The 23,657-nt window shown below is 66.1% G+C and carries 19 protein-coding genes; 15 read left to right on the forward strand and 4 right to left on the reverse strand.

All coding sequences use genetic code 11. The features are described 5' to 3' along the window. Nucleotides 1-94 precede the first annotated feature (94 nt). The 10 genes from ACJ7Z0_RS25850 (at nt 95) to ACJ7Z0_RS25895 (ending at nt 11,887) form a co-directional block, all read left to right on the forward strand. Nucleotides 95-1,339, forward strand: a complete 1,245-nt coding sequence (locus tag ACJ7Z0_RS25850) for a glycerophosphodiester phosphodiesterase (protein WP_434792116.1) — start codon at nt 95-97, stop codon at nt 1,337-1,339. Nucleotides 1,340-1,621: 282 nt separating this feature from the next. Then, nucleotides 1,622-2,104, forward strand: a complete 483-nt coding sequence (locus ACJ7Z0_RS25855; RefSeq protein WP_431122541.1) for an Hcp family type VI secretion system effector — start codon at nt 1,622-1,624, stop codon at nt 2,102-2,104. Between the two features lie 97 nt (nt 2,105-2,201). Beyond that, nucleotides 2,202-4,247: a type VI secretion system Vgr family protein gene (locus ACJ7Z0_RS25860; RefSeq protein ID WP_434792117.1), complete on the forward strand. Its 2,046-nt coding sequence runs from the start codon at nt 2,202-2,204 to the stop codon at nt 4,245-4,247. A gap of 30 nt (nt 4,248-4,277) precedes the next feature. Continuing rightward, nucleotides 4,278-6,035, forward strand: coding sequence for a DUF4150 domain-containing protein (locus ACJ7Z0_RS25865; RefSeq protein ID WP_434792118.1), 1,758 nt, complete (start codon nt 4,278-4,280; stop codon nt 6,033-6,035). A 22-nt stretch (nt 6,036-6,057) separates the two neighbouring features. Beyond that, nucleotides 6,058-7,041 carry a beta propeller repeat protein gene (locus tag ACJ7Z0_RS25870; protein WP_434792119.1) on the forward strand — a complete coding sequence of 328 codons (984 nt, stop codon included), beginning with the start codon at nt 6,058-6,060 and terminating at the stop codon, nt 7,039-7,041. Nucleotides 7,042-7,046: 5 nt separating this feature from the next. Further along, a complete protein-coding gene (locus tag ACJ7Z0_RS25875) occupies nt 7,047-7,568 on the forward strand; it encodes a hypothetical protein (protein ID WP_434792120.1) in 522 nt (173 codons plus the stop codon). Beyond that, the gene (locus ACJ7Z0_RS25880) at nt 7,565-7,864 is read left to right on the forward strand and encodes a sulfurtransferase TusA family protein (RefSeq protein WP_434792121.1); all 300 of its coding nucleotides are present in this window, start codon (nt 7,565-7,567) and stop codon (nt 7,862-7,864) included. The genes ACJ7Z0_RS25875 and ACJ7Z0_RS25880 overlap by 4 nt, the downstream gene beginning before the upstream one ends. Before the next feature lie 39 nt (nt 7,865-7,903). Next, a complete protein-coding gene (locus tag ACJ7Z0_RS25885) occupies nt 7,904-9,061 on the forward strand; it encodes a DUF2169 family type VI secretion system accessory protein (RefSeq protein WP_434792122.1) in 1,158 nt (385 codons plus the stop codon). Between the two features lie 177 nt (nt 9,062-9,238). Further along, on the forward strand, nt 9,239-9,976 hold the full coding sequence (phbB, locus tag ACJ7Z0_RS25890; RefSeq protein WP_431122525.1) for an acetoacetyl-CoA reductase: 738 nt from the start codon (nt 9,239-9,241) through the stop codon (nt 9,974-9,976). 153 nt (nt 9,977-10,129) lie between these two features. Then, entirely contained in the window at nt 10,130-11,887 is a 1,758-nt protein-coding gene (locus ACJ7Z0_RS25895; RefSeq protein ID WP_434792730.1) for a cation:proton antiporter domain-containing protein, read from the forward strand. Here ACJ7Z0_RS25895 and ACJ7Z0_RS25900 read toward each other — a convergent pair. Further along, the gene (locus ACJ7Z0_RS25900; RefSeq protein ID WP_431122521.1) at nt 11,857-12,261 is read right to left on the reverse strand and encodes a hypothetical protein; all 405 of its coding nucleotides are present in this window, start codon (nt 12,259-12,261) and stop codon (nt 11,857-11,859) included. The genes ACJ7Z0_RS25895 and ACJ7Z0_RS25900 overlap by 31 nt on opposite strands. A gap of 388 nt (nt 12,262-12,649) precedes the next feature. Between ACJ7Z0_RS25900 and ACJ7Z0_RS25905 the strand changes: the two genes are divergently transcribed. Both ACJ7Z0_RS25905 and ACJ7Z0_RS25910 read left to right on the forward strand, forming a co-directional pair. Further along, nucleotides 12,650-14,011 (forward strand): homoserine dehydrogenase, encoded by a 1,362-nt coding sequence (locus ACJ7Z0_RS25905; RefSeq protein WP_434792123.1) that lies wholly within the window; start codon nt 12,650-12,652, stop codon nt 14,009-14,011. Between the two features lie 126 nt (nt 14,012-14,137). Next, a complete protein-coding gene (locus ACJ7Z0_RS25910) occupies nt 14,138-14,482 on the forward strand; it encodes a DUF1090 family protein (RefSeq protein WP_434792124.1) in 345 nt (114 codons plus the stop codon). 9 nt (nt 14,483-14,491) lie between these two features. Here the strand turns inward: ACJ7Z0_RS25910 and ACJ7Z0_RS25915 are convergent, their stop codons facing one another. The 3 genes from ACJ7Z0_RS25915 to ACJ7Z0_RS25925 form a co-directional block, all read right to left on the reverse strand. Then, complete coding sequence (locus ACJ7Z0_RS25915) at nt 14,492-15,343, reverse strand: PA4780 family RIO1-like protein kinase (protein WP_434792125.1); 852 nt, start codon at nt 15,341-15,343, stop codon at nt 14,492-14,494. Nucleotides 15,344-15,440: 97 nt separating this feature from the next. Next, nucleotides 15,441-18,161 (reverse strand): phytanoyl-CoA dioxygenase family protein, encoded by a 2,721-nt coding sequence (locus tag ACJ7Z0_RS25920; RefSeq protein WP_434792126.1) that lies wholly within the window; start codon nt 18,159-18,161, stop codon nt 15,441-15,443. Then, nucleotides 18,151-20,583: a glycosyltransferase gene (locus ACJ7Z0_RS25925; protein ID WP_434792127.1), complete on the reverse strand. Its 2,433-nt coding sequence runs from the start codon at nt 20,581-20,583 to the stop codon at nt 18,151-18,153. The genes ACJ7Z0_RS25920 and ACJ7Z0_RS25925 overlap by 11 nt, the downstream gene beginning before the upstream one ends. A gap of 233 nt (nt 20,584-20,816) precedes the next feature. Between ACJ7Z0_RS25925 and ACJ7Z0_RS25930 the strand changes: the two genes are divergently transcribed. The 3 genes from ACJ7Z0_RS25930 to ACJ7Z0_RS25940 all read left to right on the forward strand — a co-directional run bounded on the left by ACJ7Z0_RS25930 (nt 20,817) and on the right by ACJ7Z0_RS25940 (nt 23,641). Beyond that, nucleotides 20,817-21,785 (forward strand): Bug family tripartite tricarboxylate transporter substrate binding protein, encoded by a 969-nt coding sequence (locus ACJ7Z0_RS25930; RefSeq protein ID WP_434792128.1) that lies wholly within the window; start codon nt 20,817-20,819, stop codon nt 21,783-21,785. Nucleotides 21,786-21,878: 93 nt separating this feature from the next. After that, entirely contained in the window at nt 21,879-23,273 is a 1,395-nt protein-coding gene (locus ACJ7Z0_RS25935) for an acyclic terpene utilization AtuA family protein (RefSeq protein ID WP_434792129.1), read from the forward strand. Continuing rightward, nucleotides 23,270-23,641, forward strand: a complete 372-nt coding sequence (locus ACJ7Z0_RS25940; protein ID WP_434792130.1) for an AtuA-related protein — start codon at nt 23,270-23,272, stop codon at nt 23,639-23,641. Before ACJ7Z0_RS25935 ends, ACJ7Z0_RS25940 begins: the two co-directional genes overlap by 4 nt. Nucleotides 23,642-23,657: the final 16 nt, after the last annotated feature.

The raw sequence follows: 23,657 nt of genomic DNA on the forward strand, positions 1-23,657 counted from the left end.
CGCGTCATCGTCGGTTTCTAGCATGCGCCCACATAGCGCAGGTCTGCCATGCAGGGGCGCCTGACTGCATTCACTCACCAACGAGGAGACTCCCTTGAACAGCTTGAGAAAAGTCTGCAATTCCCTTTTCGGCCTGGCCATGTTGCTTGCCGCGGCAACACCGGTCGCGGCGCATGAGGAGAACGCGCGGCGTCGTGCCGACAATGCACCGCTGGTGATCGGACACCGGGGCGGCGCCAACGGTTACCTGCCCGAGCACACGCTGGAGGCTTATGCGCTGGGCATCTCGCTGGGCGCCGACTACATCGAGCCGGACCTGGTCGCCACGAAGGACGGCTATCTGATCGCACGGCACGAACCCAACCTGATCGACACCACCAACGTCAAGGACCTGCCGCAGTTCGCCAATCGGCGGCGCACGGTCATGCTCGACGGTGTTGCGACCGACGGCTTCTTCGCCAGCGACTTCACATTGGCCGAGATCAAGCAATTGCGCGCCGTGCAGTCTTTTCCGGAGCGCGACCAGGGCTTCAACGGCAGGTTCCAGATTCCGACGCTGGTCGAAGTGATCGAACTCGCCAAGCGCAAATCCCGGGAGGAGGGGCGGCGCATCGGGATCTATCCGGAGACCAAGCATCCGACCTACCACCAGGGCATCGGCCTGCCGCTGGAAGACCGGCTGCTGGGCGTACTGAGTGCGGCGGGTTGGAACCAGCGCAACGCCCCGGTCTTCATCCAGTCCTTCGAAACCGCCAATCTTCGCTACCTGCGCAGCAAGACGAGCGTGCGGTTGATTCAGCTGGTCGATGCGAACGACGTCAAGCCCGATGGTTCGCTGGACTTCAGCAAGCCCTACGACAAGCCATACGACTGGGTGGTGTCGAACCGCGACGGCCAATTCAAGGATCTGCTGACGCCGCGCGGCCTGCAGGAAGTAAGGGGCTATGCCGACGGCATCGGGCCATGGAAGCCATATCTGATCTCCAGCGCCTGCAAGTCGATCCAGGGTGGCGCATGCGCCGACGTCACGGGCGATGGCGTGGTGGACGAGCGCGACCGCGTGCTGCTGCCGCCGAGCGACGTGATCGCGAACGCGCACAAGCTGGGGTTGCTGGTGCACCCCTACACCTTCAGGAGCGAACAGAAGCGCTTGACTGGAAGCTTCGGAGGCAATCCGATCAACGAGTACCTGGCGTTCTACGAGGCCGGCGTGGACGGCCTGTTCAGCGACTTCGCGGACACCGCCGTTGCCGCGCGCGCCATGTTCCTGCTGAAGCATGACCCCGACTATGCCGGCTGTCTCGTCAACGCGCGCAAATGCGAACGCAATAACGATTGACGGAGCGGCGTTCGCACATTCGCAATTAGCCCGTGAAAATTAATCCTTAAGCAAATACCGACTCGAAATTACGCCATATGTCTTATGGAAAAAATTCGCGAACAAAGGCTAAAAGATCATTTGCCCTGATTCAAGTCACAAACAAGTAACTGTTCCTAACTAGAGTTAACTTTGAATCCAAGGATTCCGAGAGGCATTGCAGCAAAGCCAGTTGCATGCCTGTCGAATCGCACTGCCCACCTTGGGCAATCTCGTTTTCAAGGACTCCAGGAGGAATTCATCATGGCAGTAGACATGTTCATGCGCGTCGAGGGCGCAAACGGCGAATCCAAGGACTCGAACCATAAGGACTGGACGGATATCAAGTCGTTTGCATGGGGAGCGACGCAGCCTGGAAACATGGTCAGCGGCGGTGGCGGCGGTGTGGGCAAGGCGAGCTTCAACGACCTGCAGGTTCTTGCGCGCATCGACAAGGCGGCCCCGTCCGTCATGAAGAACTGCGCCAGCGGCAAGCACCTGAGCAAGGTCGAGGTGTCGGTGTGCAAGGCCGGGGGCTCGCAGATCGAATACACGCGCGTCACGCTGGAAGAAGTGCTGGTGACCTCGGTGCAGTACACGGCCGAGCAGGGCAGCGATGCGGTGCTGGTGCAGTTCGCGTTCCAGGCCGCCAAGGTCAAGCAGCAGTACTGGGAGCAGACGGACAAGGGCGGCAAGGGCGCCGAGACCGTGCTGGGCTGGAACATCAAGGAAAACAAGGAGGCCTGAGCCTCTCGTCGTTCGATGCCTCCAGGGCCTCATCGCGCATGAGGTCCCGGGCATCCCGGCCACGCCTCTTTCCGTAGGGCCAACTCAGGGAGATCTCATGCCAACAGGCTCGGCGCAGCTTGCGCGTGTTCTCAGCATTTCGTCGTCCGCCATGCCGACGCTGGGCGGCGAGCCGGCGTTGGAGCCCATTGCCATCGACGGCAATGAAGGGCTGAGCCGCCTGTTTCGCTACACCCTGACCCTGGCCACGCCGGAGCAGCCCGGCTACAACGAGCGCCAGGCCGCCAACGTGGCCATCAAGCAACTGGTGGGCGAGGGCCTCACCGCCCACATCGTGCTCGATGGGCGTCCGGGTGCGGGGCCGCAGCGGCGCCACATCTCGGGCCTGGTGACGCGCGTGCGCTTCCTGCGGCTGGAGAACCGGCGCGCACTGTACGAAGCCGTGATCGAACCCTGGCTCACCCTGGCCATGCGCACCAGCGACTACCGCATCTTCCAGAACCAGAACGTGCTGGACATCGCCCGGGAGGTGCTCGGCAAGTACGGCTTTCCGTTCGACGTGCGGGCCACCCGCAGCTATCCGCCGCGCGAGTTCCAGGTGCAGTACGGCGAGAGCGACCATGACTTCGTCGCGCGGCTGCTGCACGAGTGGGGCCTGTATTTCTACTTCGAGCACGAAGAGGGCAATCACAAGCTGGTCATCGTCGACGACATGGCGTCGCACCAGCCCTTCGCCCATGCGGGCTACCAGCGCATTCCCTTCCATGCGGCCGACGCCACCGTGCGCGAGGAACGTTGCGACCGCTTCAATGCCTGCGAGGAGCTGCAAAGCGGCCGCTGGGTCACGGACGACTTCGACTTCAAGCGCCCCAAGGCCGAGTTGCAGCAGGTCAGCGCCATGCCGCGCAAGACCGCGCAGAACACCTGGGAACGCTATGGCTGGCCGGGCGACTACGTGGTGGAGGCCGAAGGCGAGCAACTCGTGCGCACGCGCATGGAAGAGACCGGTGGCCAGGGAGAGCGCGCCAGCGGCTCGGGCAATCTCCGTGCGGTGGTGCCGGGGTATCTGCTCACGCTGGAGCGCCATCCCCAGAACGAGTCGAACCGCCAGTACCTGGTGACCGGCGCCCACTTGCGGCTGCAGGATGTGGGCGATGCCAGCGACCAGCAGGAGTTCGAGTGCCGCGTGGATTTCGAGGTGATTCCAAGCAGCAAGGTGTTCCGGGCGCCGGCACCGCTGGTGCCCAGGCCGCGCACCACGGGCCCGCAGACAGCGATCGTCACCGGCCCCGCGGGCCGTGAGATCTGGACCGACGAATACGGCCGCGTGAAGCTGAGCTTTCACTGGAACCGCTACTGCACCAAGGACGAGAACAGCTCGTGCTGGGTGCGCGTGTCCTCGCCCTGGGCCGGCACCCACTTCGGCGGGATCCAGATTCCGCGCATCGGCCAGGAGGTGATCGTCGATTTCGAGAACGGCGATCCCGACCGTCCCATCGTGACCGGGCGCGTCTACAACGCCGACAACATGCCGCCGTGGAAGCTGCCGGACAACGCCACGCAAAGCGGCCTGCTCACGCGCAGCTCCGAAGGCGCGACGGATGCCAACGCCAACGCGCTGCGCTTCGAGGACAAGAAGGGGCAGGAGCAGGTGTGGCTACATGCGGAGCGCAACCAGGACATCGAAGTCGAGAAGGACGAAACGCACTGGGTGGGCCATGACCGCAGCAAGACCATCGACCATGACGAGACGGTTCACGTCAAACATGACCGCACCGAGACCGTGGACCACGACGAGACCATCACGATCGGCAACAACCGCATGGAGACGATCAAGGCCAACGAGCTGTTGACCGTGCTGCAGAACATGAATCGCTTCGTGGCGCTCACCTCGTCGGAGGAGGTCGGCATCGCGAAGACCTCGCTGGTCGGACTCACCCAGACGGTGGCCGTGGGCAAGAGCAAGAACGAAACCATCGGCGAGGACTTTTCGCTCGACGTGGGCGAGAAGCTTGTCATCACCGTCGGCAAGAGCCGGCTCGAGATGACGAAGGATGGACAGGTGACGCTGACCGGCGCCAAGTTCGACTTCCGTGCCACCGGCGCGGTGCGGATCAACGGCAAGGTCATCGACCTCTGCTGAGGCCCGGGCCTCAAGAACAAGACACCGTTCATGGCGCTGGACCCCAAGGCCACTGCATCGGCGGCTTCTTCGCTCGCAACGCCGGGCGGCACGCTCTCGGGTGGCTTGGGCGCGGGCCGGATTGCGCGCCTCGCGGTGATCGTGGGCAAGCCCGCACCGAAGACGCCCGCGAGCGAAGCGCCGCCCGAGGGCGGGCGAGATGTGGGCCAGGCGATCGTGGTGTGCACCGCGCCCGATGTCTGCAAGACGCCCATCGGCTCCTCGACGCCGCCCATTCCCTACCAGATCACCGGCAAGCTCGGCGACGATGCCAACACCTCGCAGAACGTGTTTCTCACGGGCCTCAAGGCCTTCAAGTTCGACAGTGTCGTCACGAACGTCAAGGGCGACGAGCCGGGCGCGGCCAAGGGGATCAAGTCGGGCACGGTCGGCGACATCGCGGAGCCGAAGACGGCCTCCACCGTCGTCCGCGTCAACGGCCAGTGGTTGGTGCGCGACGGCGACACGTTCTGGATGAACAAGCGCAACACCGTCGGCGAACTGAACTACAAGAAGGACCGCAGCACCTACTGGCCGGCCGCCGACGCCAGCGCGATCGACGACAGCGAGGCCGAGGCGCTGCTGGCGCGGGCGCAGGCCGATGGCGCCGCCATCGACTACTACGAGACGGACCAGGAAAAGACCGGCAAGGCGCGCCTCATTCCCGCGTCGAGCATGGCCGACTATGCGAGCCTGGTGCGCACGACGATGGGCGAAAAGCCGATCCTGCTGGCACAGGCCCAGTTGCAGCAGATGCCCAACGCGACGGTCAGCGACGCGCGCGCCGGCGCGATCCCGCAGACGCGGCCGGCGCCGACGCCGACCTTCCAGCCTGGCCCAGCGGCCAACGACAACAACTTCCGTCCGCCCGCGGGCATGCCCCGCCCCGGTGGCAGTACGGGGATGGCCGGCAAGGCGGCCGGCGCGGCGGGCAAGATGCTGTTCCTGCTCTGGATCGTCCAGGGTGCGCCGATGCCGGGCGACAACCTCATCCTCGGCAAGGCCGCGGCGAAGCGCGTCCTGGAGGGCATCAACCCGCAGACGCCGCAGGAGCAGGCAATCTACGACCAGGCGGTGGACCATCTCGCCGAATACAAGGCGAGCGTGTACGACTCGTGGTGGCCCACGGGCTCCGACAAGTTCGACGCGGAGGTGCGCAAGGCCGTCGAGGACCAGATCGCCGAAGAGCGCACGCGCGCGCAGCAGCAACAGCAGCAGCCCTCGCAGTCCTCGCAGCCCCAGGCGAATCCGGCTCCTGAGGCCGGCGTACGCGTCGAAGGCCAGCCCGACCCCTGCAACCCCGGGGCGCACGGCAAGAACAACTGCCCGCCCGGCCAGGATTCACATCACATCATTGCGGACTACATCATGCGGCTCGGAACCCGCAGGGAGCCGGGTGCGCGGCTGCCGGGTGCTCCCTCGCTCGACGACGGCCCCGCGATCTGCCTGACCGAGAAGGAGCATGCGCGCGTGCACCAACTGATGGATGGTGCAATCAAGGCCGCCGGCGGGGATGCCGGAACGGTGTCCTTCGAAAAAGCCAAGCAGATCGCCTACGAAGCGCTGGGAGCAGCGAAAAAGGACTGCAAGGGAAAATTCGAAGCGGCGACCGATGAATACTTCAAGAAGGTCCCCGAAGATGCGTTGGCTCGCGCTTTCAAGACGGCCCCGAAAGCGATCAAGGACAAGGCACTCCAGACATTGGAATCGGCGTGGGAAAAACTCCGCCCCCTCAATCCGCCCAAATAGGCACACCACCCAGGCATCACCCATGGAGCAATTCGATTCCCCCCCCGAGAAACCCGAACTCAGGGTCGAAACCGGCGTCGCGGCGACGAAAGACTTCCTGATCATTTCCTGTTCGAAGAAGGAGGATCGCTTCGAGGGGTTCGCCCGCGTCTGCGTGTTCAATGCCGGTGCGCAGGTGCCATGGCATTACTTCGATCTCCCCTTGACCATCAGCGCCAGCGCGGCGTTCCACCCTTCCGCGGCAACGGCCGCGTCGCTGGCCCTGGTCGCGGAGGACGGCGATGTCTTTCGCCTGCCGCTCGATGCAAGTCCGGTCATGGAGCGCGTGGTGGGTTCCGGCCTGTGGAACGACGATTCCGAAGGTTGGGGCTATCTGACGGGTGCGCGCCAGATCGGCGAGCACCTGCATGTCTACGGGGGTGGGGGTCAGATCTACCGGCGTGCGGAGGACGGCACCTGGCAGCACATCGACGATGGCCTTCTGCAGAAACCGGACGGCGTGCACAACGTCTTCATGAACGCCGTCGACGGCGCAGGGGAGGGCGAAATCTATGCCGCGGGCTGGGACTCGAAGACCGACGCGGGCCTGCTGTTCTTTCGCGAGGGCGACGCCTGGAAAAAGATCCAGGTGGAAACGGCCGAGCTCAACGGCCTGTGCGTCGAAGACCGCGAGACCGTCTGGGTCTGCGGTAAGGACGGAACCTTGCTGCGCGGAAACCAGAAGACAGGGTTCCTCGACGTCTCCGGAACCGAAAACGTCAGTGACTACAGCGACGTGAAGATCTACGCGGGCAAGGTCTACCTGGCGGCCCCCGAAGGATTGTTCGTCCGCGAGAACGAAGTCATCGAGCCCGTCGTGACGGGCTTGGTGCCCGAGTACCGCGACGGCCACGTGCTGCAGGTGGTCGACGGCGTGCTGTGGTCCATTGGCTATGCGGACATCGCACGCTTCGACGGCCAGGCGTGGGAGCGCATTCCGTTCCCGGGCAACCCGCCGATCGCGTAGGCCCGATGGCCTTGTGGAAACGCGACGTGGACTGGGTGGGCGAGGCGGCCCAGCGCATCGGCTGCTGCGGCCTGGCCGCATGGCTGCCGGAGTTCGCGACCTGGGCCGAACTGACGCCCGCCGAGTGCCCACCGTCGAAGCCCAATCGCAAGGCCGACTACGCCAGCCTGTCGCGCGGCGTGAAGATGACGCTTCACTACCCCTTCGCCGCTCGCGCCCCGGGCGCCGATGCGCAGGCGTGGGTGCTCTACGAACTCGAGATCGATGCGGCCAGGCTTCCGCTGCCCTTCGGTCTCGATGCCGGCCGCGAGACTCCCCAGGGCGCGAGGCGCAAGCTCTCGAACGACACGGCCCTCGGCCGCCCGGGCGATCCGCGCGACGGTCATCGGCGCATCGTTCACTACCTGCCCGACGGCCGCGTGGTCGGCGTCGGCTTCAAGGCCTCGCTGGCGGGCATCGAGCACCTGCATCTGCAGCGCATCGTTGCGATGCCCGATTTCCGCACACTGGGCGCGGGCGTCGCGTGACGAACACGCCAGCGGATCCACCGGGCACGCCCTTCCTGCCGGCCCGGCCGGTGCCGGAGGCGCCCGATGCCGGCGACGTCGTTCATGTCGATGCCTGCGGCACGCGCTGCCCGGTGCCCATCCTGCGGCTGCGCAAGGCCGTGGTCCGCAGCATGCCGGGGCAGGTCGTGGTCCTCGTGACGGACGACCCCGCGGCGATCGTCAATGTGCAGGAGGCGGTGGCCTCGCTCCCGGCCCAGCTCTTCGACATCCGGCGCGAAGACGATCGCGTCATCTTCACCCTGCTGCGCCAATGACGGCATTGCCTTGCAGCCTTCCACTGCCCAGGACCCGGCATGGCCCCCACGCTTGAGAACCGCACGCCCTTTTCTGCTCTTGCCTTCTCGCAGTTCCACCGCGACGGCACCGACATGGCCGTGCTCTCGGTGCGCGGCACCTTCCATGTCGTGCCCGACGCGCCGCTGGTGCTCGCGCCGCGGCAGGACGAGGTCGAGCTCGCCGATCGCTACGAGGGCGATCCCGCCGGCGGGCTGCTGGTGCGCACCTGCGACCTCGTCCCCTTCAAGCCCGCCGCCGACCTGACGATCCTGGGCTCGAGCTGGGCACCGCGTGGCGCACAGGCGCAGTCATGGATCACGGGCGTGCGGTTGGGCAGGCTCGAGAAGGTCGTGCGCGTCCATGGCCCGAGGGCGTGGCAACCCGTCGCGGTCGAAGGCGAAAAGAGCGGATCGACCGGCAAGGACTGGACGCTTTCGCCAGCCCACCCCGCCAGGGCCGTCTCGCTCGGCTGGTGCCAGGCCTTCGGCGGCCCGATCCCTGGAACGGGCGACGAAGAAACGCCCATCGACGTCCACCGCTTCAACCCCATCGGTCGCGGTATCGTCGATGCCGACCACAGCCCCGCGGACGCCGACATCGCCGCGCCTTCCATCGAGGACCCCGCCGACCCTGTGCTCGACTGGCGTCGCCATGACCATGTGCCGCAGGGCTTCGCTCCGCTTCCGCCGGTCTGGCGTTCCCGGCAGCAGTACGCAGGCACCTACGACGATGCCTGGCTCGCAGAGAAGCATCCGCTGCTGCCCGACGATTTCGACTACCGCTTCTACCAGTACGCAGCGCCGGATCTCATCCACCGGGAGCGCCTGGCTGGCGACGAGGAACTGCAGCTCCTCCACATGCACCCGGACCATACCCACATCCAGGTCTGGCTGCCTGGCGTGCAACTGTCGACCACTGCGCATTGGCATGACGGAACCACCGCCTCATTGGCGTTGATGCTCGACGGCATCCATGTGGACCTGACCTCGGATGTGGCGACGATCTACCTTACCTGGCGGTGCTGGGCACCCAAGCGTTCAGGTCTTCATTCGATGGAGCTGCAGGTCGAAAACCCTTCGAGTCTCCTGGAAATCGGGAGCCGGTACGTCAAGCATGACCGGGTGACCGGCGCGCCATATCGAGAGCCCGCAAACTCATACTTTCGAACTCCTTGAAGGCGCCCTTGATGCGCAAGAAGGTACAGACTCATGCATATGGTTGCACATCGGCCCTGCATTGACAGCTGCTTGCCAGCTTGGCTCAGTGTTTTCCTCAGCGATGGGTGGCTTGAAATTCGCTAGAGTGAAGGTGGCCGTTCAGGCTTTTGCTTCGTACACATCAAGGAAAATTTCATGAGCAAGAAAGTTGCATATGTCACCGGAGGCATGGGTGGCATCGGAACTGCCATCTGCCAGCGTCTGCACAAGGACGGCTTCACCGTCATCGCAGGCTGCGGCCCCACGCGCGACCATGCCAAATGGCTGGCCGAGCAGAAGGCCCTGGGCTTCGAGTTCCATGCGTCGGTCGGCAATGTCGGCGACTGGCAATCCACCGTCGAGGCGTTTTCGGCCGCCAAGGCTGCGCACGGTCCCATCGACGTGCTGGTCAACAACGCCGGCATCACGCGGGACCGCATGTTCCTGAAGATGACGCCCGAAGACTGGAGCGCGGTCATCGAGACCAACCTCAACAGCATGTTCAACGTCACCAAGCAGGTGGTGAGCGACATGGTCGAAAAAGGCTGGGGCCGCATCATCAACATCAGCTCGGTCAACGGTGCCAAGGGCCAGGCTGGGCAGACCAACTACTCGGCGGCCAAGGCCGGCATGCACGGCTTCACGATGGCGCTGGCGCAGGAGCTGGCGAACAAGGGCGTGACGGTCAACACCGTGAGCCCGGGCTACATCGGCACCGACATGGTCAAGGCCATCCGCCAGGAAGTGCTCGACAAGATCGTGGCCACCATCCCGGTCAAGCGCCTGGGCGAACCGAGCGAAATTGCCTCCATCATCTCGTGGCTTGCCACGGACGAGGGCGGCTACAGCACCGGGGCCGATTTCTCGGTCAACGGCGGCCTGCACATGCACTGACGCTGCCGACCGGAACCCGATCGACAAGACCCGCTTCGGCGGGTTTTTTCATTTGAAGGCTGTGCCTTCAACGAATGGAACGTGGCTGAAACGGTCCTGAAGTTTTTGTCGGCGCAGGGCAAGGGAAATACATCGCTCCTGCAAAATGGAACGATGCCGCACAGCGTTTCCCTGATCAACACCATTGCCGCCGGCCTGGGCCTGGCGCTCGTGTTCGGTTTCCTGGCCGTGCGGCTGCGGCTGCCGGCGTTGGTGGGCTACCTGCTGGCGGGCGTGATCATCGGGCCCTTCACGCCGGGCTTCGTGGCCGATGCGGGCATTGCGGCGCAACTGGCCGAAATCGGCGTGATGCTGCTGATGTTCGGCGTGGGCCTGCATTTTTCGCTCGACGACCTGCTGGCGGTGCGCAAGATCGCTCTGCCGGGCGCGTTGGCGCAGATCGCGGTGGCCACCCTGCTCGGCGGCGCGCTGGCGCTCTGGTGGGGCTGGTCCTGGGGCGAGGCGCTGGTCTTCGGCCTGGCGTTGTCGGTGGCGAGCACGGTCGTGCTGCTGCGGGCGCTCGAGAGCCTGGGCATTCTCGACTCGTTCACGGGCCGCATTGCCGTGGGGTGGCTGGTGGTCGAAGACCTGGCCATGGTGCTGGTCCTGGTGCTGATGCCGCCGCTTGCGGGCGCCCTGGGCGGGACTGTCGGCGATCCGGCGCGCGGCGCGCCGGACCCTCTGTGGCAGACGCTCGGGCTCACGCTGCTGCAGGTGGGAGGCTTCGTGGCGCTGATGCTGGTGGTCGGAAGGCGGGCCTTCCCCTGGATTCTCTGGCAAGTCACGCGCACCGGCTCGCGCGAACTGTTCACGCTGTGCGTGATAGCGGCGGCCGTGAGCATCGCCTTCGCATCGGCAGCACTGTTCGGCGTGTCGTTTGCGCTTGGCGCGTTCTTCGCGGGCATGGTGATGCGCGAATCGGAGTTCAGCCACCGCGCCGCGCAGGAATCGCTGCCGCTGCGCGACGCCTTCGCGGTGCTGTTCTTCGTGTCCGTGGGCATGCTCTTCGATCCTTCGGTGCTCATCGAACGCCCGCTGCAGGTGCTGGCGGTGGTGGCCGTGATCGTGCTGGGCAAGTCGCTTGCCGCCTGCGCGCTGGTGCTGGCGTTTCGCTATCCGCTGCGCACCGCGCTCACCGTGAGCGCGAGCCTCGCGCAGATCGGGGAGTTCTCGTTCATTCTTGCGGGGCTCGGTGTATCGCTTGGCGTGCTGCCGGTCGAAGGCCAGAGCCTCATTCTGGCCGGCGCGCTCATTTCCATTGCCACCAATCCGCTGTGGTTCAGCCTGATCGTGCCATTGCAAAAATGGCTGCATGCCCGTCTTCCGTTTGCGGCGAAACTCGAATCGCGCGACCATCCGCTGGCCGAATTGCCCACAACCACCGAAGCCAGGTACCTCTCCAGGCAGGTGGTGCTGGTGGGCTACGGCCGGGTCGGGCGCCGCATCGCGTCCGAGCTGGAGGCGAACGACGTTCCTTATGTGGTGGCGGAGCAGAACCGCGAACTGGTGGAGAAGCTCCGCGAAGCCGGGGTGGCGGCCGTGTGGGGCGATGCGGCTGATCCTTCGGTGTTGATCCAGGCACATATTGCGCGCGCCCGGGTGCTGGTGGTGGCAACGCCGGACGCCATCAACGCGCGCCAGATGATGGAAATCGCGCGCACGCTCAATCCGGCAATCGAGACCGTGATCCGCAGCCACAACGAAGATGAAGCCCGGCTGCTCACGCAGGAGACGACCGCAACCGTCTTTCTGGGCGAACATGAACTGGCGCAGGCCATGGCCCGCGACGTGGTGCGGCGCGCCGTGGCTGCTGCGGCCTCCGCTGCCGCCGGATCGGGGAGTCAAAGGTCTTCGATGACCAGCGTGCGATAGCGCTGCGCGATCGAATAGGGCACGGTGCGCACCACCTCCATCAGGTGATTGGCGGCTTCTTCGTTTTTTGTTCTGACCAGGAGGCCGGTGTGGCCCTCGCGCGCCAGCTGGGTGTAGGCGCGCACGGTGGCCGCATCGGTGCCGGCGGAGGGCAGCGGATCGTCGGCTTCCCTCACGGTGGGGGTGATCTCTTCCAGGATCGTGGCAGCGGGAAGCAGGTAGATCTCGTCGCCGCTCACGCCGTTTTCGATCAGTTTGTGGCCGATGCGGTTGGCGTCTTCCGCGCTCGGAAACATCACCATCGAATAGCCAGTGGGGTAGAAAGCGCCGCCGAAGCTCGCCCGCATGCGGGGCTCTAGGAAGAATCTCTTCATGATGCTGCCTCCTGGATGATGCAGTTCTTTTCTCACGACATTAGGCTCGCTGCGGGCAGAGATGTGTAGGCCTGCTCCCCGTATTTCCGCGGGTCTTGCGCGGGAAGTCCCCTGCGCCAGATGGGTCTTGTGTACACTCCCTGCTTCATGCCGTGCCATTTCTTCCCCACCACCGTCTGCGCAGCCTCGCTGGCCCGCCTGACGTCGCCTGCCTTCGCGCGGGCGAACGGGGCGTTGGTTGCACGAATGATTACCACCATTACCACCGCGGCCCCCTGAGCACGCGCAGGTGGCCGTTTCGGCAGCCACCTGGTGTATCGCTCTTTCTCCGAATGAATGAACCCAGCTCTGGCAGCTGGGTTTTTTGTTTTTTCATCCGGAGATTTCCATGTACCGCGATCCAGTCCAGTCACTCGAACCCCTGCCCAGCCGTCCTGCGGCCCTTCGCGCACTGCGCGTGGGCATGATCGGCATCGGCACCGTCGGCGCGGGCACGTTCCGGGTGCTGTCGCGCAACCAGGCCGACATCGCGGGACGCGCGGGCCGGCCGATCCAACTGGTAATGGTGGCGGCACGCAACCTGGCACGCGCCGCCAGCATCGTGGGCGGCACTGTTCCGGTGACGGACGACCCGCTGCGCCTGGCCACGCACCCCGACGTCGACGTGGTGGTGGAAGCGGCTGGCGGCACCGGCCCGGCGCGCGACTGGGTGCTGGCCGCCATTGCGCACGGCAAGCACGTGGTCACGGCCAACAAGGCCCTGCTGGCGGTGCACGGCGCCGAGATCTTTGCCGCAGCCCGGCAGCATGGCGTGGCCGTGGCCTACGAGGGCGCCGTGGCGGTGAGCATCCCCATCGTCAAGGCGCTGCGCGAAGGCCTCACGGCCAACCGCATCGAGTGGGTGGCGGGCATCATCAACGGCACCACCAATTTCATCCTGAGCAAGATGGAGGACGAAGGCCTGGACTTTGCCGCCGCGCTCGCAGAGGCCCAGGCACTGGGCTATGCCGAGGCCGATCCGGCCTTCGACATCGAGGGCATCGATGCCGCGCACAAGCTCACCCTGCTGGCCGCCAATGCGTTCGGCACCTCCGTGCGGCTTGCCGACGTGCAGGTGGAAGGCATCACGTCGCTTCAGCGGATGGACGTGGCCTGCGCCGCTCAGCTGGGCTTTCGCATCAAGCTGCTGGGCGTGGCGTACCGGAGGGAAGAGGGCATGGAGCTGCGCGTGCAGCCCGCGCTGGTGCCCGCGTCGCACCTCATGGCGCATGTGAACGGGTCGATGAACGGCGTCATGGTCAAGGGCGATGCGGCCGGCGTCACCATGTACTACGGTGCGGGTGCCGGGTCCGAGCAGACCGCTTCGGCGGTGATCGCCGATCTGGTGGACGTGGCGCGGCTCGACGGCACCCATGCGGCGCAGCGCGTGCCGCACCTCGGGTTTCATGCGCACGCGATGCGCGCCTTGCCGGTGCTGCCTCGTGCCGCGACATGCTCATCGCACTACCTGCGGGTGCCCGTGCATGCCGCCGGCGACATCGAGGCGGTTTCGGGCTGGCTCGTGCAGCAGCAGGTGCCGGTACGCCAGGTGACGCTGGCTGCTGCTGCGCAGCCCGGCTCGGGCCCGCAGGTGCTGGTGCTGACGCAGCCGGTGCAGCAGGGCACGATGGACCTGGCGCTGCACGCGCTGCAGGCACATCCCTCGGTCGCGGGGAAAGTCACCGCGCTGCGGGTGGAGGAACTGGCGTGAGGGGCCTTCTTACGTCCTGACCTGGGACAGAATCAGGCAAAGCGGACCCTGGCACCGCCAACAAACGGGAGTCGCAATGAAATTCGATCGGCACGGTGGCCCTCAGGACCGCAACGGGAGCCGTGCGTGAAACGCTGCCTCCCCGTCATTGCGCTGGCCCTGGCAATGCCCGCCTTCGCCCAATCCACGCCGCCTGCGCAACCTGCGGAACCGGCGGGGGGCACTTCTTGCCATGCGGAAGAAGCTGCGCTGGAGCGCGACATGGACCTGGCGCGCTCCAGGGGGCAGATGCTGTGTCGGCGGCAACTCGCCGAGACACTGGCCGCGCTTCGCACGCGCTGCCAGGGGGCGGAACCGCCTCAGAGCCGTGCGGCGCGCATCGACAAGCTGGAGCACGACATCCGGCTGCTCAGGGCAGAACTCGAGCATGCCGAGGAGCAACTGCGCGAGTTGAAAAACCAACGGCCCTGAGGCCCGGCCTCACAGCCGCGGCAACTGCATGCGCAGGCGCCGCGCCGCTTCCTCTTCGCGCGCATCGTCCACCTCGCGCAGCACGTTGCCCAGGTCGACCGGCCCGGTGTCGCGCACGTGCGTGCCGGTCAGAATCGATTCGACGCGCAGCAGGCCGCGCTCGTACAGGTGCCAGATCTCGTCGCCGTAGTGCGTGCCAAGGAGCCCCGGCGCAAACTGGCCAAAGAAGTTGCGCAGGTTTTCAACATCGCGCAGCAGCATGCGCCTGGCGTGGTTGTTGCCCGCCGCATCCACGGCCTGCGGCAGGTCGATGACCACCGGGCCGTCGGCCGCCAGCAGCACGTTGAACTCCGACAGGTCACCGTGCACGACACCCGCGCACAGCATGCGCACCACCTCCTTCAGCAGGCTGGCGTGGTGCTGCATGGCTTCTTCGGGTGTGAACGCCACGTCGTTCAGGCGCGGGGCCGCATCGCCGTTGGCGTCGGTCACCAGCTCCATCAGCAGCACGCCTTCCAGGAAGTTGTAGGGAACCGGCACGCGCACCCCGGCCGCCGCGAGGCGGTAGAGCGCATCGACCTCGGCGCTCTGCCAGATGGCCTCGGTCACCTGGCGGCCGAAGCGCGTGCCCTTGGCCATGGCGCGCGTCTCGCGCGAATTGCGCACGCGGCGGTTTTCCGTGTAGTCGACGGCCTGCCGAAAACTGCGCTTGTCGGCTTCCTTGTAGACCTTGGCGCAGCGCGTCTCGTCGCCGCAACGCACCACGTAGACCATGGCTTCCTTGCCGCTCATCAGCTGGCGTACCACCGTGTCGATCAGGCCTTCGTTGACCAGCGCCTGCAGGCGTGGTGGTGCTTTCATGGGTACCGCTCCGTCGGTTCCAGCGGCCGGGTCGAGAGGAAGGTCCTCAGGCTCTCCGGGCCGATCTGGTAGACCGCATCATGCCTGTGCGTGGCCGCTATCGCTGGTTGCGCCGCATCCCGAACACTGCGCGAAGCGGGCGGGTGACGCGCCACGAGTTCGAGTCGTAGACGGCCTGCATGGACGTTGCCAGCTGTTCCGCATGAACCCTCAGCGTGTTCAGTTCCTCTTGCAGCGCGTGTGCAGCCTGTGCTGCCTGTTCCACCTGTGCGGCCTGCGCGGCCTGCGCAGCATGGGACGGCTGCACCGCGGCGTCCAGCGCGCGGTTCAATGCAAGCATCTCCCCACGCATTTGCGCCACCGCGTTCGCGAGCCGGCGGTTCTCTTCGCGTGCGTCTTCCAGGTCGAGGCTGCGCTGCTGCAAGGTTGCGGCTTGCGCTTCGAGGCTTTGTGCGTACTTCGTGGCCTCGGCAATCGACATTTGGAGCTGGGTGTTCTGGTCGCGCAGGCTCAATGCGTATTCCTCGGCCTGGGTGGCCTTGTCGGTCTGCGCGGCATGCTCCTGCTGCAGCTGGCGCACAAACGGATCAGGCTTGGAGGACTGCTCGCCGAACACGACCGGAAAATGATCGCCTGTCAGGATGCCGCGCGTGCGGGCATCCATGCAGCACATGGTGAAGGCGCGCCGTGGCGTGGATGAAGGGTTGATGCCGGAGCGATGGATGAGCCAGTTGTGCAGAAGCACTGCGTGTCCCGCAGGCACCTCGAGCGGCACGCTCAGCTCTTCATGGCAGTACTGGCGCACATGCTCTTCGGTCAAGGTACTGCCGTGCATGCTCAGCAAGCCCAGGCGATGCGAGCCCCGGATGGCATCCATGCAGCCGTTGTCCCGGGTGGCGGGGTCGAGCGCAACCCAGATGGTCGTCAGCGGGTCGCGATCGAGTTGCCACACCGTGCCGCCGTCCTGGTGCCATGGGAGGTAGGTGCCTTGGCCTGCGGGCTTGTTCATGACCATGGCGCGGAAGATCGACACCGCCGCATGGGCGCCGTACACGTGCGCGCAAATCTCGCGAAAGAGCGGCCTGTCGATCAGCGCTGCGAACAGGTCGTCGGTTTCCAGCCCTTGAATCTTCCGGTACAGGCGAGTGCCTTCTTCGAACTGGCTCACGGCCTCGGGCAACGCCTCGTAGTCGCCGCCCGTGTCGTACTGCATCTGGATCGCTGGATTCGAGATCTGGCCCAGGGCCAGAGCGTCGGCACGCAGCTGCAGCGCCTGTACCTGTTGTGCATCGAGCACCTGCCCAAGGTGCAGGAACCCGTCGCGCGAAAAACTCTGCCAGTCTGCGTCGGTCAGCATCTTTGGATCCTTTTTGAGATGGAGTGACGCGGGCTGCGCGCGGCCCGCAGTCGCGTGGCGCGGCAGCGCCTCGGTCATCGGCGCCGCCCTGGTCGGTTCCCCCGAACCGAAGGGCGCCGTCAAGGCATCCGGTTCGCGCACGGCGGTGGCCAGAATGCCGGCCAGCCGATCGGGTTGCGGCGTGTCCACCGGCGCTCGCTGCATGACCAGCCGGACGAGCTGACGCCGACGGCGCTGCTCGTCCGCATCGTTGTGCAGGCCCAGCGCATGAATTTTCTCGCGCGCTGCCGCGCGGTTGTTCCACAGCTCGGCCAGCTTCCGCGCCAGCTGTTGCCCACGGATGCCTTCGAGGCTGCACGAATCGTCGGCACGGTCGAAGTGCTGCAGGGCACCGCACAACTTGGTGCGGGTGTACAGGTCGGCCCAGATGCCGAGGCACGGCACGCCCTGCGCCAGCCCGAAGACGATCGGGTGGTAGCGCGAACTCACGATCATTTGTGCCTGCCCGGTCAGCCGGGCCACCTGGCGCGCCGAGAGAACCGGCATCAGGTGAAGCACCGTCGACCGCATGCGCCGTGCCAGCGCCCGACCCACATCCTCGTCGGACCAGGGAGCGCCCATGGTCGCGGCGGCCCTGGCATGCGGAATGAACACCAGCCGGCAACCCGTTCGCGCGGAGGTCTGTTCCAGTTGATCGGCCAACTGGTCGAGCAATGGATCGTCGCTCGTCGGATCGACGAATGGATGGAACGTGATCCCGATCCACGGCGTCTCCGCGGAGAAGGGCAGGCATGCGGCGGGCTCGGTGTCGGCGGCTTCTTTCCAGAGTTCTGCCGCATCGTCGATCTGGTAGGACAAGCGCTCGGGCCGCGCACCGAGCTCCAGCGCGAACGTGAAGCTCTGCGCTTCCCTGACGCCGAACCACCACGCTGCGCGGACGATCTCCGACACCAGTTCGCGATGCCGCGCGTTCAGCTCCGGTCCGAGGGTCTGGCCCAGGACGACGATCGGCGCTCCGTTCGCCAAGGCTCTTCTGCACAGGGCCACCCGCTCATAGATGCAGTTCGGCCAGGTGCTTCGCAGATTGCCGCCGCCGGAGATCAGCAGGCCGTCCGATTCGTCAGCCATGCGCGCGAAGGCGCCGGGCGTTTCGCTGGTCCAGTGAACGTGCGAAAGCTTTGCCAGCAGCGCTTCGCGCGCTTCGTCCGATGCGCAGTTGTCGAAGCCCAGGCGCGGCAGACCCTCGACTTCATACGTTGCCGCGGTGAAGGCAGGGTCGGCGGAGACCACGTGCAGTGTGGCCTCCGGGTCGATGGTGCGCAGCAGCCGCACGTTGCTTTCGAGCATGGCCTCGTCGCCCACGTGATAGCTGTGTGCGCCGCCGACATCGCCGATCAAGGTCCAGCGCCTCGGGCGCCTGCCCACCACGGATTGCGCTTCGCGCGGCGCTTTATCCGGCACGGTCTTCCTCCGGCGCGCGGGCCATTGCCGACGCCTGCAATGGCGGGCCGGCCGATTCCAGCTCTTGAAGGCGCAGTCGCATGCGTGTGCCGCAGTTCTCGGCACTGAACTGCTGTTTCAGCATGGCGCGCGCGGTATCGGCACGACGCTGTGCCTCGCGCCGGTTGTGGAACACCTGGCGCATTTGCCAGGCTGCATGGTTCTCGTCAGGTTCGGCCCAGACCTGGCCTTGGTGGAACGGATACTGGTTTTCGGGTACCGGCACGAGCTTGAAGTCGACGGGCCAGCCGGTGTCCGAGGAGACCAGCTCGGCGCTTGCCGAGTAGTCGGTCGCGATCACCGGCTTGCCGAGCGCCATGGCTTCGGCAATCAGCAGGCCCAGTCCTTCGCTGCGGTGCAGGGATACGACCGCGTCGCATGCAGTGATCAGCTGCAGCGTCTCGGTGCGGGTCAGCGTCTGTTCGATCAGGGTCAGGTCGAGGTCGGTACGCAGGATGTCGCGCAGGGCCTGGCTGTGTGCCGGCGCGATGTCGGCGTTGAGTGTCTTGAGCACGAGGCGCACGTTGGGATGGGCGCCGCCATCGCGAAATGCCTTCTTGAATGCACGCACCAGGGCCATGGGGTTCTTGCGTTCGGCATAGGAAAGAAAATCGAAGCTGAAGAAGAACAGGAATGCGTGCTCCGGAAGTCCGAAGCGTGCACGGTCCAAGGCCGGTGGGGCCTCGAAGTCCAGCGGCAGCGGCATATGCACCACGGGCTTGCCGATCCTGCGGGCGAGCATGGTCTGAATGAAACGGGTCGGCGCCCAGATTTCGTCCACCAGATCGAAGGCTGCCAGCCATGGCGCCGGGAAGTGCTCCAGCTCCCAGAAAGGCATCGCCACGCGGTAGGCGTCCGGCCGCAGGGCTGTCCCCAGGTGCGCGATGACGGCCGGCAACTGGTCGGCGTTGACGTTGAAGACCTGCACCCTGGCGGTGGCCGTGTCGTCGAACAGCGGCTCCAGCGACTTGTCCACGGCGGCGGACATGGAGTTGAATTGGATCGGCAGGCCGCGGGCCTCGAGTCCGGCGTGCCGCAGCGTGCGGAGCACCTGGCGGCCCGCCTCGCCAACGCCGAGTGCCAGGCGCAGGTAGCCGATGACCGCCGCGTCCGGCTCCGCACCGCGCCTTGCGGGCGGGCGCCGGCCGCGGCCGGGCGCCGCCTGAGCGCCGGCGCGCAAGGCGACGGGTGCGACGAGCCGGCTGTCCTTCAATATGGTTCGCGCATTCTGGACGTACCAGTCGATGTAGCGGCCTGCGCCTTCACTCGTTGCGAGATCGTAGATGCCTCGCAGCCAGGGCTCGCGCTCGTGCAGGTACGACATCAGGTTCGTGACCCCGCGGGATGCGGCGCCGGCGGTTCGTGCGCACGGCAGGTGCAGATACTCCTCGTAGGAGTGGAACGGATCGCCCCCGGACCAGTGGACATGGCGGTCGCGGAACATCCGGCGCACCACCTCGGGCAGCAGCGTGCCTGATGCAAAGCGCCCGTAGGCGTAAATGGCGTTCGGGACCCGGCCGTGGCCGTTCGCGAGCACCTGGGCGGCATAACGGCGCAAGAGCTCGCCAAGCAGCGGCGACTGCTGGTCATCACGGAATGACTCGGTGTGCTTGGACAGGGTCCTCGGGTTGGACGGGTCGATACCGCTGAAATGGAAAAAGCGAAGCGGCGCGCCGTCGATCTTCCAGTCGCCCGGTGCCCCGCCGAGGGTGCGCTGCTGCAGGTTCCAGTACGCCACGTTGTAGGCGGTGTCGCGCAGGATGCGGGCGCCTTCCGCGAAGCCCGGCACCAGGTCCATGAATTTCTGATCCACGAAGATGCCGCGATCCGGCTCGTTGACGCATTCATACTGCAGGCGCCGCGACCACCAGCGAAGGATCCGGTCGGCTTCCTCACCAGCGCCCACCCCGAGAAAGCCCAGGTTGTAGACGCCCGCGCGCATGATCCCGAGATCGTTCGGAAAGTTGGGCTGCTCCAGCGGTTGAGTGAGGTGCGGCGTGAGCACGAAGGAGGCGCCTTCGTCGAGCAGCGAGAACACCCGTTCGAGCGGGGCGAAGACCTCGATGTCAGGGTCCAGGTACACCACGGACTCGTGTCCGCGCGCGAGCAGATGCCGCATCATGAACGGCTTGATGGCCGTGTTGAACTCCATGATGTCGTAGCGGAACGCGAACTCTCGGAAGTTCGTAATGCCGAGCGTCTTGGCCACAATGAGCTCGCATTGCCCCGGATAGAAACCGGCCTCTGGCAGCGCCTCGTCGGCAAGGCACAGGTAAACCTCGGCTTCCGGATGGTGGCGTTTTGCGCTTTCCAGCAACACCCTCGCCATCGGCACGTAGTTGTTGGAGCAGATGGTGAATATCGCGCGGGGACGGATTGCCATGGCGTGAGGTGTTTTCAGCGGCCGTTTGGAGCGACGACCATTCCCTGATCATCCATGCGGGTCACGTGCGCCCCACAGGAGTGGCGCTGAAATCTCGAAAGAGTTTCATCAATGTTACGCAAAACAGACATAAACCCCGATATGCCGTTTGGCTACATCATTCCCGATGCCCTCCGGCCCGGCGCTGGTGCAGCAGGGTGGACAACATGTCTCGGGGTCAAGCAAGAACTGAAATGAACAAGAGCAAGCTCGCCATCTTCCTCCTCGCATGCGCGATGGCCGCGGGCGCCTCGGCACAGGAATGGCCGACGAAGCCGGTGCGCGTGATCGTTCCCGCGCCGGCGGGCAGTTCGCTCGACCTCATCGCGCGCACGCTGGCCGACCGGTTGCGCACCATGTGGAAGCAGCCCATCGTCATCGAGACCAAGCCCGGCGCGGGCGGCCTGATCGGCATGGACGCCGTCGCCAAGGCGCCGAACGACGGCTACACCCTGGGCATCGGCTTCAACGGGCCGATCGCCTTCGGCCCCTACATGTACAGCCGCATGCCGTATGCACCCGCGCGCGACCTGGTGCCGATCGTGCTCACCACCTCGCAGCCCAACGTGCTGGCGGTGCAGGCCGGCAATCCGGCAAACAACTTGACGGAGTTCGTGGCCTGGGCGAAGAAGCAGGGCCACCAGTTCAGCTATGCGTCGGTGGGGGCGGGGAGTTCTTCGCATCTCACGATGGAGCTATTTCGCAGCGTCGCCGGCATCGACGCGGTGCACGTGCCATATGCGGGGTCGCCGCCCGCGGGGCTGTCGGTGGCATCGGGCGACACGCAGGCGCTGTTCACCGTGGCGCCCGCGCTGCTGCCTCTCGTGCAGGGCAAGCGCATCAAGCTGCTCGCGGTCACGAGCGCGGGGCGATCCGAGCTCATGAAAGACCTGCCCACGGTGGCCGAGGCCGGCTATCCGGGTTTCGAGGCACTGGCGTGGAACGGCCTGTTCACTGCGAGCGGCACGCCGCCCGAGGTGGTTCGCCGCATCAATGCCGATGTGAACACGGTGCTGCAGGAGCCGGCCGTGCGCGAACTGCTGGCCAACCAGGGCCTCGTGGCGGGCGGCGGGTCGGCGGACGAATTCAAGTCGTTCATCGACAGCGAGGGCCGCAAGTGGGGCGCGATCATCGCCAGGCGCGGCATCCGGTTGGAGCAGTGAGCGACGAGCGTCTGCGCGTCATCTGAAATTCGGATCAATTGATCCGAATTTTCGATTTTACGGATGATGGTGGGCTGCCTAAAGTCGGCCCCCATGAATGCCATTGCACCGCCTCCATTGCTGATCGGCTGCGCGGCCGGCTTTTCCGGCGACCGCACCGATGCCGCCGGGCCGGTGGTCGACACGCTGATCGAGCGGCTGGCCAGCGGGCCGGCCGGGCAGCGCGCTTTCCTGATTTTCGAAACCCTGGCCGAACGCACGCTCGCGCTCGCCCAGCTGCGCCGCCGCGACAACCCCGACGCCGGCTACGAGCCCTTGCTCGACGCGATGCTGCGCCCCGTGCTGGCGCGCTGCCTGGCGCACGGCATCCGCATCGTCAGCAACTTTGGCGCGGCCAACCCGCGCGCCGCAGCCCGCCACATCGCGCGCATGGCGCGCGAGCTTGGCGCCTCCGCGCCACGCATTGCGGTGGTGGAGGGCGACGATCTCTCCGGCCCCGAGCACCGCGCGCTGTTGCATGAAACGCTCGGCGCGCAGATGGAGGGGCTGCGCATCGTCAGCGCCAACGCCTACATCGGCGCCGAGCCGATTGCCGCCGCGCTCGACGCCGGCGCGCAGATCGTGGTGTGCGGCCGCGTGGCCGATCCGTCGCTCACCGTCGGCCCCGCCATGTCGCACTTCGGCTGGCGAGCGGACGACTGGCACCGGCTGGGCCGCGCCACCATGGCGGGCCACTTGCTCGAGTGCGGCGCGCAGGTGTGCGGCGGTTACTTTGCCGACCCGGGCTACAAGGAGGTGCCGGGCCTCGAAGCGGTGGGCTTCCCCATCGCCGAGATCGATGCCGACGGGAACTGCACCATCGGCAAGGCCGACGGAACCGGCGGCCTCGTGAGCGAAGCCACGGTCAAGGAGCAGCTGCTGTACGAGGTGCACGACCCGAGCGCCTATCTCACGCCCGACGTGGTGGCCGACATTGCCGAGGCCGAGGTGAAGCAGCAACCGGGCGTGGCGGATCGCGTGGCGCTCTCCGGCGTGCGCGGCCACGCGCGGCCGAGCCACTACAAGGTCAATGTCTGCCATGAAGGCGGCTGGCTCGCCGAAGGCGAAATCTCCTACGCGGGGCCGCGTGCCGAGGCGCGTGCGCGGCTCGCGGCCGAGGTGCTTCGCAAGCGGCTCGATGGGCTCGCGCTGCGCGTGGACCTGATCGGCGCGCTGAGCATTTTGGGCGACGACGCCGGCCGCATGCTCGCGGACACGCCCGACACAGGCCTTTGCGACGTGCGCCTGCGCGTGGCGGCCACGCATGCGGAGCGCGGGCAGGCCGAGCGCCTCGCGCGCGAAGTCATGGCGCTCTACACCTGCGGGCCGGCGGGCGGCGGCGGGGTGCGCACCGCACTCACGCCACGGCTCAACACCTTGTCCTGCCTGCTGCCGCGAGAAGCGGTGCCGGTGCGCTTCGAACTGCTCGGCGCGGAGGCCCTCGCATGAACACGAACACCACGGCAGACATGATCGAAGTACCGCTGTACCGTGCCGCCCATGGCCGCACGGGCGACAAGGGCGACCGCTCCAACATCAGCGTGATCGCCTGGCATCCGGATCTCTACCCGTTGCTCGCTGAACAGCTCACGCCAGAAAGCGTGTCGATGCAGTTCCGCCACCGCGCGCCCGCAAGGGTGCAGCGCTTCCTGCTGCCCCGGCTGCACGCGATGAACTTCGTGCTCGACGCGGTGCTCGACGGCGGCGTCAACGATGCGCTGAACCTCGATGCGCATGGCAAGGCGCTGTCGTTCCTGCTGCTCGACATGCCCATCCGCGTGCCGCGCTCGCTGGCGCCCCTCCTGGCCGGGCCGTAGCGGCTGCCTCTTTTTT

It is taken from the genome of Variovorax palleresanus, assembly GCF_051144945.1.
Taxonomy (GTDB): domain Bacteria; phylum Pseudomonadota; class Gammaproteobacteria; order Burkholderiales; family Burkholderiaceae_C; genus Variovorax; species Variovorax paradoxus_S.